The organism is Paenibacillus sp. OK003 (assembly GCF_900109515.1).
Taxonomy (GTDB): domain Bacteria; phylum Bacillota; class Bacilli; order Paenibacillales; family Paenibacillaceae; genus Paenibacillus; species Paenibacillus marchantiae.
In genome coordinates this window covers 56,583-69,091 of sequence record NZ_FOBD01000026.1, presented here as the reverse complement: position 1 = coordinate 69,091, position 12,509 = coordinate 56,583, and the positions used below count along the sequence as shown (strand labels likewise).

11 protein-coding genes and 1 pseudogene are annotated in these 12,509 nt (G+C 45.1%); 8 read left to right on the top strand and 4 right to left on the bottom strand.

Annotated elements, in window-relative coordinates:
* Positions 1-599: 599 nt before the first annotated feature.
* A pseudogene (locus BMW94_RS31055) lies at positions 600-803 on the bottom strand (acetyltransferase); the annotation flags it as partial.
* Between the two features lie 273 nt (positions 804-1,076).
* Here BMW94_RS31055 and BMW94_RS27870 point away from each other — a divergent pair.
* The 8 genes from BMW94_RS27870 to BMW94_RS27835 are packed head-to-tail and all read left to right on the top strand — an operon-like array spanning position 1,077 to position 8,726.
* Positions 1,077-1,352, top strand: a complete 276-nt coding sequence (locus tag BMW94_RS27870; protein WP_064637210.1) for an acyl carrier protein — start codon at positions 1,077-1,079, stop codon at positions 1,350-1,352.
* Entirely contained in the window at positions 1,339-2,730 is a 1,392-nt protein-coding gene (locus BMW94_RS27865; protein ID WP_091001925.1) for a hypothetical protein, read from the top strand. The genes BMW94_RS27870 and BMW94_RS27865 overlap by 14 nt, the downstream gene beginning before the upstream one ends.
* Positions 2,731-2,752: 22 nt before the next feature.
* On the top strand, positions 2,753-3,859 hold the full coding sequence (locus tag BMW94_RS27860; protein WP_091001924.1) for a glycosyltransferase family protein: 1,107 nt from the start codon (positions 2,753-2,755) through the stop codon (positions 3,857-3,859).
* On the top strand, positions 3,831-5,006 hold the full coding sequence (locus tag BMW94_RS27855; RefSeq protein WP_091001923.1) for a radical SAM protein: 1,176 nt from the start codon (positions 3,831-3,833) through the stop codon (positions 5,004-5,006). Before BMW94_RS27860 ends, BMW94_RS27855 begins: the two co-directional genes overlap by 29 nt.
* Before the next feature lie 58 nt (positions 5,007-5,064).
* Positions 5,065-6,048, top strand: coding sequence for an ABC transporter ATP-binding protein (locus tag BMW94_RS27850; protein WP_091001922.1), 984 nt, complete (start codon positions 5,065-5,067; stop codon positions 6,046-6,048).
* Positions 6,045-6,854: an ABC transporter permease gene (locus BMW94_RS27845; RefSeq protein WP_072733264.1), complete on the top strand. Its 810-nt coding sequence runs from the start codon at positions 6,045-6,047 to the stop codon at positions 6,852-6,854. The genes BMW94_RS27850 and BMW94_RS27845 overlap by 4 nt, the downstream gene beginning before the upstream one ends.
* Positions 6,855-6,866: 12 nt before the next feature.
* Complete coding sequence (locus BMW94_RS27840) at positions 6,867-7,670, top strand: ABC transporter permease (RefSeq protein ID WP_091001921.1); 804 nt, start codon at positions 6,867-6,869, stop codon at positions 7,668-7,670.
* A gap of 12 nt (positions 7,671-7,682) precedes the next feature.
* Positions 7,683-8,726, top strand: a complete 1,044-nt coding sequence (locus tag BMW94_RS27835; protein ID WP_091001920.1) for a hypothetical protein — start codon at positions 7,683-7,685, stop codon at positions 8,724-8,726.
* Positions 8,727-8,813: 87 nt separating this feature from the next.
* Here BMW94_RS27835 and nrdF read toward each other — a convergent pair whose 3' ends face one another.
* Genes nrdF through nrdI form a run of 3 tightly spaced genes read right to left on the bottom strand, consistent with a single transcriptional unit; the run spans position 8,814 to position 12,249 of the window.
* Positions 8,814-9,776 carry a class 1b ribonucleoside-diphosphate reductase subunit beta gene (gene nrdF / locus BMW94_RS27830; protein WP_091001919.1) on the bottom strand — a complete coding sequence of 321 codons (963 nt, stop codon included), beginning with the start codon at positions 9,774-9,776 and terminating at the stop codon, positions 8,814-8,816.
* Between the two features lie 42 nt (positions 9,777-9,818).
* Positions 9,819-11,903 carry a class 1b ribonucleoside-diphosphate reductase subunit alpha gene (gene nrdE / locus BMW94_RS27825; protein WP_091001918.1) on the bottom strand — a complete coding sequence of 695 codons (2,085 nt, stop codon included), beginning with the start codon at positions 11,901-11,903 and terminating at the stop codon, positions 9,819-9,821.
* Positions 11,890-12,249, bottom strand: a complete 360-nt coding sequence (gene nrdI / locus BMW94_RS27820; protein WP_063562791.1) for a class Ib ribonucleoside-diphosphate reductase assembly flavoprotein NrdI — start codon at positions 12,247-12,249, stop codon at positions 11,890-11,892. Before nrdI ends, nrdE begins: the two co-directional genes overlap by 14 nt.
* Positions 12,250-12,509 lie beyond the last annotated feature (260 nt).

The following is a 12,509-nucleotide window of genomic DNA, read 5'->3' as shown; positions in this document are numbered from 1 at the left end:
CAGCCCTGCTGTCAGGCTAGCGTCTTTAGGCGCAGTTTGGCAACAGGGGGTTATACCCCAAGAGCAAACCACCCGTTGGACGGGTGGTCCTGATTGGCAACAACCTTATATTTTCACTATATGAAAAATTCACAACAGAAAAAACTGGCTATGTCCATAGGGACGGTATACTTCCGCCAGATTTTCATCCAAAAATTAAGGGGAAATTAATCGTGTAGCTTCAAATGTTAACTCACTGCACCTTTCTTGGCACACTATATTATTATTTCAATATATGAAAAATTCACAATAGTAAGATCAATTTACGCTCCCCTGTACATACCTGCATCTCCATTACACCATCTCACCAGCCCGTTATAACGAACTTACTTATCCTCGGCTTCATGTCAACACTGATTTGCATTAATATTGCCAGATGATTTCGAGGATAAATGGCATGGATAAAATAAAATGCAAAACAAACCTACGGATAAGCAGAAAGAAAACCCTACGCAGGGCTGTGCGCCCTGTGCCGCTTGATATTTCGTTGCCAGGGCAAGCTCCCATATTTCAGTCATAAGCTTTGGATCGTATTCGCCGGATACCTTTCCAATGACAGTCCTTGTATCTGTATCGTAAACCGCTAAGTTCCCGCCGCGATGAAAATTTTGAATGCCTGCGGGTATGCCTTGACTAGCATCAATGGCTTCTAGTTCTCTTAGAAATTTAGCGAGGTCTTCTGCAAATACAATTAGATCGAGTACGTTGGTACGTGTGACGGTCTCGCCTGCAATCCATTGGTTGATCGACCAGGGAAGGGGATAGTCAAAGGGAGAAAATCGTCTGAAACGAAAGGAGAAGGGCCGATCCTGGGAAGCCGCTAAAATAGCAGTTTTTTAGGGGCTAGAAGCCTGGTGAGGCGTACAATATCATAGGTTTTTATCCCTTGACATAATATGTAATTATAAAGATAATAATTGTAACTTTGGAAGAGGGAGGGGAAATCAACACCAAGCTCAGGTTTGATTTGAATGCATATGTAAGCGTAATAATTTCGGTTGTACCTCACACAATGATCACTTTAAAGGAGTGTAGTCATGTACGATAAAATCGTAGATATTTTGTGCGCTATTAAAGAAGACCAACCGGAACTACGCCAATCCCTGTCCCCAGCAACGGAGCTGAATAACGATATTGGCCTCGATTCTCTGCAAATGATCCAGTTTATGCTCAAAGTCGAGGATCAATTGAACGTAATTATTGACTATGACGAATTCGATTACGAGCATCTCCAATCGATCGACACATTTATAACCTTTCTGAAAAGCTGCCAGTCTCAAGAGCAATCATTGTACGAAGATGTCCAGAAGTGAGGCCGGGGTAATTCCAACGATCGTTATGGGGACGTTTGATCCCGAAACGCGGTGGAGGGATCCGGACTTATCCAAGCTACCTGCTATGCCTGATAAGGACAGGGAATCCATTGTCCTATGTATGGACGAACTGTTATTTCCATTTTGCGGGCCAGACGATATCCTTTACACCCGATGTAAAATTGATCCAAGGCTGTACGACTATCTGAACGGGTTAGGTTTTTCCTTTCGCAGCCGTTACCACTTTGATTTGAACGATGAGGAGAGGTCCCTAACCGAACCGGACGTTTTTAAACAGTGCATGTTCAGGCTTGCTTCAGACGATCAACAGCGTGAAGCGATGTTGACTCACAACGTAAAACAGCTCTCTCCTTATGCCATTACGGCTGATACGGAGGAGTACCTGCGTGCCGAAGGGTCATTGGGGTCTTTGCCCGACCTAGAGACGGTTAAGTATGTAAATTCCAAATTTTACTCCAACCGACTGCTGACCAGGATCGGGGAAAAGTGTTATGGCACAGAAGTGAACAATGTAGTAGAAGTACAGGCTGTCGGAAATACGTTACTGAAGCGAGGGGCGTATTTGCTGAAAGATCCATTCGGTGTTTCCGGCAAGGGCAATATACTCATTGAAAATGAAGCCATGCAGCGAAGGATAGCAGAGCATCTGGATAAGCAGGAGAGAAGAGGATTGCGCTCGCAATTCCTGTTGGAACCACTGCTGAGAAAAGAGATCGATTTCAGCTCACATTGGTTCATTCATAAGAGCGGTGAGAGGGATTTCCTTTCGGTTCAGCGTATGCTGAATCAGCAGCAGAATTACGGCGGGTCTATTAGAGCAGATGAGGCTTTGCTGCTTCTGCTGGAGCACGCGGGTTATTTTGACACGATGGAAAAGGCACTTCGGGTATTATTCGAGGATGGATACCACGGCTTCGTGTGTTTCGACTCCATGATTTTGGAAGGCGGCGATATCATACCCATTGTCGAGATTAACGCACGCAAGTCCATGGGTCTCATTAATGCATATCTCGATAAAGGCTGGGAAACGTACGGCCATAGCGGCCTGCTTACCTTTCTGTCTCTCGGTCTACCTGAAGGCTTTACGTTTGGAAGTTTGCTGGACGCTTTGCATGTATCCGGTCTTCTATTCAAAGGGAAAGGTGAGTACGGAATTATGCCTATTTCATCTAACACCGTAATGGTGAATGATATTCTGACCTCTCGGCGTATATCCGAGGGAATCCAGAGCCATCGGGGTATGCCGAAGGGACGATTGTATATCTCGGTCGTGGGCCGTGATGACGAACATCGTAATGAACTGATCATAAGTCTGAGGCAGGTACTCGCTGACTTGTCCATTAAAGTGTACAACTAATTCTGGAATGCGGAGGCTGCGCATGAATTCATCTTCGGTTACCCTACTTGCGTCGGGCAATTCGCTTGGTGCATACATTCCGGCTATGCATCTAAACACGTACCTGCAAGATAGAGGTGTTAGAACGGACGTTCACGTTCTGGAGAACCTGTATCATGAAGAAATCAGGTGCAAGATTAATTCCACCAAAAAAGCATTTCATGCCGATTTCTCCGTTGCCCTTATGGGGCATAAACTGGCCAAGCCTGTAGACTCTTCCCTGAATGAAGCGGAAGTCCAGTTCCTGTTGGACTCATGGATACGTGATGGGGTATCTCATTTTGCTGTGTTTACCGGTTTTTGGCTTCCGATCCTGCAGAGGTACAAAGCCATTGCGCACTCGCCTTTGGATATTCAACTGATCCGCTTGGATGTGTGCGATACGCCATCGTTTAAGGTACACAAGTGCTTGTATCCGGACTACGAGAACGTTTGGCTTTACGAGCCTTCAAGGTTGTCTCCAGACTTCTATATTGCCTCAGATGAAAAGGAGCTTCTGCCTTATGCACAGCGTGACGGGCGCATTCTGATCCATGGCGGCGGCTGGGGGATCGGAACATACGCGTCAACGATTGCAGAGCTTCGTCAATTTGGTTACCTGCTGGATGTGATCGTCTACGATCCTTCCGAGGTGGAGGAGGACGATGGGAGCACACGCTACTTCGGAACAGAGGTTTCATGGAATCCGTGGAGTCGGGATGCCCAGGGGCGGCATTCGTTTCCACCAATGAACCGATATGTGCGTGAAGAGGGCATTCTTCGGGCAATTCCGCTCCGCGATTACTCTGCTTACACGGATCTGATGCGCAATTGCGCTGCCATTATCAGCAAGCCCGGAGGAGCGACACTGAACGATTCGTTGTCCTACGGAATACCTTTTGTCATGTTAGAGCCGTTTGGTGACCATGAGCTTCAGAATTCAAAGTATTGGGAATCCTGTGGTTTCGGTATCCGATTTGCGGAATGGAAAGCCCTAGATTACTCAGAACAACATCTCGAAAAAATGTACGAACGTTTACTGGAGCAGCGATCAAAAATCAATCATTTGGGGAGGAAAACGCATGCAGCCGAAAACAGCAGTTACGTTTGATAAGCTGACATTTCAAAATATGAAAAGAACCCTCGTTCCACTCGCGGAAACGGGAAGGAAACGCCGGGAGGACCCGACGTATGCCGCACCCGTGCCTTATGAGATCGGAATCAAGCTTAATAACGGCTGTAACCTGCGCTGCAAGCATTGCTTTGAATGGAATCCAGATGGCTTCCATCACGGCTTTGCCAGTGAAGTGAAGAGAGACGAAATCGAGATTCCCGTCGTGGAGAAACTGCTCGCCGAAACGAGAGAACGCAAATCACGTGTGTTCCTGTGGGGCGGAGAACCGCTATTTTACTCTAAGTTCGATGAACTGGCAGAACTGCTGGCTAAGGAAGACCGGCATACGACCATTTGCACAAACGCGATTCTCATTGAACAAAAGCTAGATTCCATTTTGAAAATGTCTAAGAATTTAGTCATGCTGGTCAGCCTGGAAGGATTCGAGAAGGAGAATGACGCGATTCGGGGCAAAGGCACGTTCAAAAAAGTGATTCACGCCATACAGCTGCTGTTGGATCTGCAAAAGCAGGGCTTGTACAAAGGCAAAGTGTCCGTAGCCCTGACAGTAAATGACCAGATGGTCGATCAGCTGTATAGCTTGATGGAATTCTTTGAAGAGCTGGGCGTTGATTCCGTGTACTTCTGCTTCCCATGGTACATCCCTTCCGATACGGCGGAAAAAATGGACACCTACTTTGATACGCACTTTCCGCACCTTGCCTCCCGCTTTGCGAGTGACCACAAGAATAGCTGGCACTCTTTCACGTTTCACATCTCACCTGACCGTTTTGACACATTAATCGAGGAATTTAAACGAGTTAATTCACGAGTGTGGAATGTACGTATCCGCTATCAGCCTGCGCTGGAGCCCGAAGAGGTAGAAGGTTTTATTCGAGGTAGCGAAAAGCCAGCCATGAATCGGACCAAGTGTTTCTCGATCTCGAACCGGATGGACGTGATGCCAGACGGTAAGGTCAATCCATGCAAATTTTTCCCGGAATTCAGTGTCGGTAATTTATATGAAGAAAGTGTGGCCGATATTTTCCACGGTGAGGATCTGCGAAAACAACGCGAGATTCTGGCCTGCGGTCTGACACCGATTTGCTCCAAATGCGTGCTTCTGTATAACAACGGAGTTTAATCGCTTTAACTTTAGCCGCCAATAAGGGAAAACATGCAATCATTCAGGAGGAGCGGGGATGGACTTTATCCGTGTACGGGAACTGAACAAATCGTTCGTATATTACCGGAAAGAAGCAGGACTCAAACATTCACTGAAAAACTTATTTGCTCGCAAATCACTTGTGAAGGAAGCGGTTAAATCCGTTTCCTTCGATATCGGCGCTGGAGAGTGCGTTGGATTTCTGGGTCCGAACGGAGCAGGTAAAACCACAACGCTCAAAATGTTGTCGGGCATTTTATATCCCACAAGTGGAGAAGCCGACGTACTTGGTTATGTACCTTGGGAGCGAAAAAATGAATTCAAACGGCTGTTCTCCATTGTAATGGGTCAGAAAAATCAACTTTGGTGGGACCTTCCTGCCAGCGATTCGATTTATTTGAACAAATGTATATATGACGTCGAGGATGATCTCTATCGTCGAAGTCTTGCCGAACTATCAGAGATGCTTGATGTGCAAGACTTGCTGGATGTACAGGTTCGCAGGCTGTCCTTGGGTGAACGTATGAAAATGGAGATAATCGCCGGTCTGATCCACCGACCAAAGCTGCTGTATCTTGACGAGCCAACGATCGGCCTGGATTTCCCCTCTCAGAAGAGGGTGCGGGAATTTCTGAAATACTATAATGAACAGTTTGGCGCCACGATCCTGCTGACGAGCCACTACATGAAGGACGTGGAGGACCTGTGCAAGCGGACAATCATTATTAATGAAGGAAGTCTTCTGTATGACGGAGATCTTCATAAGATTAATGATCTGTTTGGCGAGCACAAAATTGTAAAGTTGCAGTTCTCGGAACCAGTTGCCGAGCAGCGGTTGGCCAAATTCGGGAAAATGATCAGCGCAGACGACTACAGCGTTGTTCTGGAACTGCCCAAACACCGTCTAAAAGAAGTGTCGCGTGCTATGCTCGATTCGTTTCCAATCGTTGACTGGACGATTGAGGATGTGCCGATCGAGGAGAGTATATCGATGCTCTACCAAAAGGAATCCGTCGGATGAATGGACGCAAATTGTATACGGCTGTATTTTCGATGGGTGTGCAGCAATCGATGGAATACCGATTTCACTTCTTTCTCGGTCTTCTCGGAGCCGCGTTTCCGATTCTTGTCCAGTATTTTATATGGACAGCGGTGTACCAACATTCCGGCGAAACGGCGCTATTCTCGTATTCATATAATCAAATTATTTTGTATACGATCTTGGCGGGCTTGGTTTCCAAGCTGATCGCTACCCAGTTCGAGCACCAGATTGTCGATGACATCAAGAACGGCGGTCTCAACAAGTATTTGATCAAACCGGTTAGTTACTTCGGATATCGGCTAGTATCCTTTTTCGGACAGAAGGCGATCTATTACGGCGTTACAGCTGTGCTGCTTGTCGGGATTATCTGGATATCATCTGCCGGTGGTGTGCTGGAGTTCCAGGTCATACGGCTAATCTTGTTCGTCGTTACGTTGTCGGGGGCGCTATTGCTCAATTTCTTAATTTCCTACTGCATCTGTGCAAGTGCTTTTTATCTAAATGAAATCTCTTATTTTTTCGTCATTACGAGTCTGCTCGTGAATATTCTGAGCGGAGGTATGTTTCCGTTGGAGATTTTCGGGGATTCGATCGTGGAGGCACTTCAGTACACGCCGTTTCCGTATACCATTTATTTTCCGGTCAATGTGCTCAGCGGCAAAACGGAAGTGGCGGCGATGTATCAAGGATTGCTCATCCAGTTGGGGTGGATACTCCTGTTCTTATGGCTATCCCGTCTAACGTGGCGCATATCCATGAAGAAATATTCAGCGGTTGGGGGGTAGCGGAGATTCCATATGTTTAAAGCCATGAGAAAATACGCACATTTGTATGGCATGTTCATCAAAAATTGTCTCATTGCCCAGATGGAGTTTCGAGGCAATTTCATGATGAGCCTGCTGGTGGAATCCGTCTACCTGCTCGCCAAACTGTTATATGTACTCGTCGTGTTCCGCACCGATCTTCACGTCGACGGCATACCGCCAGAAGGGCTGCTTCTATTTATAGGCATGCACACCGTAGTGACAGGAATATATGTCGGGCTGTTTTTCACCAATTTTACGAAAATTCCGGAATATATTAAGGACGGCTCACTTGATCTAATGCTAACGAAGCCGGTTTCTCTTCAATTCATGGCTTCCTTGCGTTATGTCGATCTGGCCCTGCCAATCCCTGATATTTTGGTTGGTTTCGTCATGGTTGGTATTGGCTGGCATGCTATGGACATACCCCTGACGTTTCTCCAGCTAGCCGGGTTTATGCTGCTGTTATTCGTGTCCGTTATCATCACATACTGTCTAATGATTATCCCTGCATTGCTGTCATTTCGGTTCGTTCAGACGGGTTCTGCATCGGAGATCGCCCATTCCGCCTGGGACGCCAACAATTTTCCAATGGCAATATACCCAACTTGGGTCCGGCGGATCGGTACCTTTGTCATTCCGCTGTTCCTGATTACCAATTTCGGGCCGATGTTCCTGCTAGGACAGCTCAGCTGGCTCTACACAGGACTGGCGTTGGTCGCTTCGCTTATACTCTTCACAGTTATACGATTGCTCTGGAAACAGGCTGTAAAGGGATATAGTAGTGCAAGCAGTTAAGGGGGAGAAAGAATGAATGCTGTTCAGCTGCCCGTGTTAAATCCGCCACTTAAAGGATTTCTGCGGTGGGCTTACACGCTTTCGATTACCAGTACACATGAGGAAACGATTCCTTGGTATTACAGCAATTTCATTCAGTTGTCCTGCAAGAAAACCTTTCTGGAGGATGGCAGACAGTTTTATATCGATTTTTTTCGGGGTAAACCCAACGAACTGAATTTCAATAATCCATTTCTACTCACATGCTCTGTGAATTATACGATTCTGGAGCATTTGGCGCTGGACGCCTGGCCCCAATTTTTCGCGGATCAGATTCGCAACGGCTATTATTGTGTCGTGTTTTTGGACGAAGCGAAGCTACCGCCAGCGGCGGCCTATCAGCAGGAACCGTTTCCGCATCATCTTTTTCTGTACGGTTTCGATTGGGACAAACGTATTTTTGATGCTTCCATGTTCGACCATACGGGAGTTTACCGCAATGTACAGATTCCGTTCACGGAATTCCTGGATGCTGTCCATTCCATGAGACATCTGCTCAGAGAGGGGTTCACCGCGGATCATCACACTTATTTTTACAAATACGAGCCGCATTCTCCTTATCCTTTCGATAGAATCGTAGCACTCGACCAACTGCATGATTACCTGAACGGAGAGACTCATCTGAATCGCATTAATTACATTCCTGATAACGAACAGGCTTTCGGAATTGACGTCTACGACTATTTGCAAATGTACTATGATGCGGTAGAGAGCAACGATCCTCGTCTCGGTGACCGTAACGATGTGAGGCATCTTCATGTGCTCTGGGAGCACAAAAAAATGATGAGTGAACGGATTGCCTATTTGATCGATGAGGGGATAATCCCTTACGACGAAGAACTTGTGAATGGTTATCAGGATATAACCACCAGGGCAATGAAGCTAAGGGATCAATACATCCGTCATGAAATGCGTGAAGACAAGGCCGTGTTTGCGAAGGTAAGACTTCGGTTGGAGCAATTCCGCAAGGAAGAGCCTGTTCTGCTGCAAAGACTGATTTCGTGGCTCGAAAAGTAAATAAAGAAGGCTATTCCTCGGGGAGGAACAGCCTTCTTTATTCATATTCATGGGCTACACGTTAGCCTTATTATGATTCTTTATGACTTATTCAAACTTGAAATCATCATCCGTCAGAGGTTCTACATTCAGAGTACGAATATACCCATTGCCTTTTTTAGAGAAAAAGTCATGCTGTTTGGTATGTGTACTGATTCCATTTAATACAATCGGGTTTACTTCCTCGTCTTCAAATAATGGCTCAAACCCGAGGTTCATCATCGCTTTGTTAGCGTTATAACGAAGGAATGCTTCGACTTCTTCGGTCAAATGAATAGGGGTATATAATTCCTCCGTATATTGCAACTCATTTTGATGAAGAAGCTGTACTAGATCAACCAAACCTTGATACACATCGTTTCGCTGCGTTTCATCAAAGCTCGCGTATATTTCCTGGGCCAGCACGCCCACATATACACCATGAATACTTTCATCCCGCAATATCAGATCAATGATCTCACCACTGCAGGTGAGTTTGCCTTGTCCAGCTAAATAGAGTGGATAGAAAAATCCGCTGTAAAACAAATAACTTTCCAAAAGAACGGAGGCCGCCATCGCCATATACAGATCTTTTGAAGTTTCAATGTTCATGTAATACTGACGTATAACCGTCGCTTTGGTTTGCAGATATGGATTTTCTTCCACCCATTTAAATACACTGTCAATTTCTTCGGTTGATGCCAATGTGGTAAAAATACTACTGTATGATTTCGCATGAATTTGTTCCATCATCGCCATAAAACTAAGTACGGCTTTGCGTTGCAGTCCATCGACATGCTCCATAATCTGCGGCATACCTACACCACCCTGGATCGTATCCAGAAGGGTTAAGCCTCCCAAAACTTTCATATAAGCGTCTTTTTCTATATCACTGAGCATGCCCCAGGTCATTTTATCATCGGATAAAGGAATCTCGTCATCGGTCCAAAATTGCATAATATTCTGATTCCAGAACATCAGTGTGAAATCATCATCCGCTCGATTCCAGTTCACAGCTTGAATTGCCGGCATGGTATATCAAACTCCAATCGTAATACCCTAAAGGGAAATTATTTATATTGAACAAGCAATGCATTCTTCCATCGTCAGCTTGTTGGTTCTTGTATAATACAGAGATTTCAACCCTTTATGAGCAGCATACAGGTAGCAGCGAGCCAACTCCCGCGTGGATACATCACTGTTTACATGAAGAATGGTTGAGATGCCTTGGTCCACATGCGGCTGAATCTCCGCAATCAAATCAATTACTTTGAATTGATCCATTTGATACGCTGACTTGTAATAGAAGACGTTATCCTTTTGCAAATAGGGCATTGGATAATACGTGGTTGAATTGGCATAGGTCCGTGTCTCAATTTGTTCTACGATCGGCATTACACTGGATGTTGCGTTTTGGATATAAGAGATGCTGGCCGTTGGAGCAATAGCCATGCGATAGGCATGATAGAGGCCATTTTTCATCACTTTAGACTTAAGCTGGTTCCAATCCTCGGGTGACGGAACAGCAATGCCGTTAAACAATTCTTGTACTTTCGATGTGGTGGGACGGTAATCCGTAGTCACATAACGATCAAAATATACCCCAGTCGCATAGTCCGATTGCTCGAATCCATAGAACCGTTGACCCGTTTGCTCTGCAAACTCCATACTTTTCTCCAGAGAATGATAATTCATGGTCATAAAGAAGGTACGTACAAAATCCTTGGCCTCCGAGCTTTCATAAGCAATCCTGTTTTTGGCTAAGTAACCGTGCAGATTCATGGCACCCAAGCCAACGGAATGCATTTCGGAATTGGCTTTTGCCACACCGGGAGCATTGGCAACATGCGTCATGTCGCTGACGGAGGTTAGTGCGATCATGCCCTCATGAACGGATTCCTTGATCTTGCCACTCTCCATAACATTAACAATATTGAGGGAGGCCAGGTTGCAGCTGATATCTTTGCGGATAATATCCGGTTGACCATAGTCTGTAATTTCAGAAGTTTCCTGGAGCTGGAAGATCTCTGTGCAGAGGTTCGACATTTTGACTTGTCCTACGTTTTTCAAGGCATGTGCTTGATTGGCATTGGTTTTATTAATGATGTAGGGATAACCGGATTCAAGTTGAGTCATCGCTATTTTGGTCAGCATATCCCGTGCGCTGAGCGATTTTTTCTTCTTCACGCGGTCGTCAGCCAGCAAGGTATCATACATCACGTCCAGATCCATATCATCCAAATGTGTTCCATACGCCTTGTAGACACTATAAGGTGCGAAGAGGTACAGGGGCTCATTATCTTGAGCCAGCTTATAGAAACGATTAGGGACAATAAGTCCGATCGAGAGAGTTTTCAGCCGGATTTTCTCATCCGCATTAATCTTTTTGCTATCCAGCAGTTCCATAACGTCCCAACCGAAAATATTATAGTATGCTGCACCAGAACCCTTACGTTGGCCCATCTGATCGGCGTAGGAGAAGCCGTCTTCCATCAGCTTGAGAACAGGCGTGATGCCTTTAGCAGCACCTTCAACCCCTTTAATGACTTCACCACGAGCACGCAACTTCGACAGGTTGACAGCCACTCCACCACCGATTTTGGATAACTGCATACAAGTGTTTAGTACATAGTTTATGGAGTTCAGTGAATCATCCATTTCAAGCAGGAAGCAAGAAACCAGTTCACCGCGCCGACTTTTTCCCGCATTTAGAAAAGTAGGGGTTGCCGGTTGAAGACGCTGTTCCATCATAGAACGAGACAGCAAACAAGCCGTATCAAAGTGTCCTTGACCCAGATGAAGTGCTACGGCTGCTACTCGATCCGCATATTGCTCAAGGTATGTTTTGCGGTCATATGTTCTCAATGCATAATCAGTATAGAATTTAGAAGCTGCCATATAGGAAGGAAAGTTATATTGATAGCCACGCGTAATTTCAAATACGGTTCTAACTTGGTCAGCTGTATAGGAAGCATAGAAATCCTCGTAATAATCATGTTCAATCATGAATTTGACTTGATCATCAATGTTGGCAAACGCCATACTTCTATCTTTGATTTCTTTCATAAACTCCTCTGCAGCCTCTTTATCCTTATGTAACTGGAAGAAGCCATCAGAGTCGCGCTTTAGCAGCATGTTATTTAATTCAATATGACGCAATGCGGCTCACCTCCTGTTCAAAATACTCCACATCTCTCTTGGAGCCCGATAATTCAAATTTACTAATAACCGGGACGTTATAAGATGCAGATATTAAATCTGCACTTTTGGCAAAACGCTCACCCCAGTTACGGTTACCGCTGGCGGCCACGCCAATCAGGTATGCAGAGTTTTTTTGCAAAAAAGAAGACACCTTATCAGGTATCTGTCCAAAACCTGTTGTATATGTCACAAGTACGTACGGTTCATCAATCGTCATTTGATTCTGAATCTGAACAGCCGGCAGTTGAAGCTTGGAAATAAACCTCTTAACATTCCCGGTTATAGAATCATACACAATTAGCACTATCATATCCTCCTTGACAAATGAAAGGTGATCAAAAACAAACACTATATATAGATCTATTTCTTAATTTTATATCAATATATAGCTTTGTCAAATGCTTATCGGTATCCATTTTGTGAAAAACCGGATGAATGGGCTCTATTACTAGGTTTAAAAAATTTGTGGCTTAGTAGATATCCATATTCGAAGACACGATATTTGGTGCATGAGAGAATTATGATTGACATTGAGAATTGTTATCATTTAGAATTTTGAAGAAG

Coding starts and splice junctions, on each gene's coding strand:
- BMW94_RS27855 (WP_091001923.1), top strand. CDS start 3,831: ATGCAGCCGAAAACAGCAGTTACGTTTGATAAGCTGACATTTCAAAAT.
- BMW94_RS27865 (WP_091001925.1), top strand. CDS start 1,339: ATGTCCAGAAGTGAGGCCGGGGTAATTCCAACGATCGTTATGGGGACG.
- BMW94_RS27850 (WP_091001922.1), top strand. CDS start 5,065: ATGGACTTTATCCGTGTACGGGAACTGAACAAATCGTTCGTATATTAC.
- nrdF (WP_091001919.1), bottom strand. CDS start 9,776: ATGCCGGCAATTCAAGCTGTGAACTGGAATCGAGCGGATGATGATTTC.
- BMW94_RS27840 (WP_091001921.1), top strand. CDS start 6,867: ATGTTTAAAGCCATGAGAAAATACGCACATTTGTATGGCATGTTCATC.
- BMW94_RS27845 (WP_072733264.1), top strand. CDS start 6,045: ATGAATGGACGCAAATTGTATACGGCTGTATTTTCGATGGGTGTGCAG.
- BMW94_RS27860 (WP_091001924.1), top strand. CDS start 2,753: ATGAATTCATCTTCGGTTACCCTACTTGCGTCGGGCAATTCGCTTGGT.
- BMW94_RS27870 (WP_064637210.1), top strand. CDS start 1,077: ATGTACGATAAAATCGTAGATATTTTGTGCGCTATTAAAGAAGACCAA.
- BMW94_RS27835 (WP_091001920.1), top strand. CDS start 7,683: ATGAATGCTGTTCAGCTGCCCGTGTTAAATCCGCCACTTAAAGGATTT.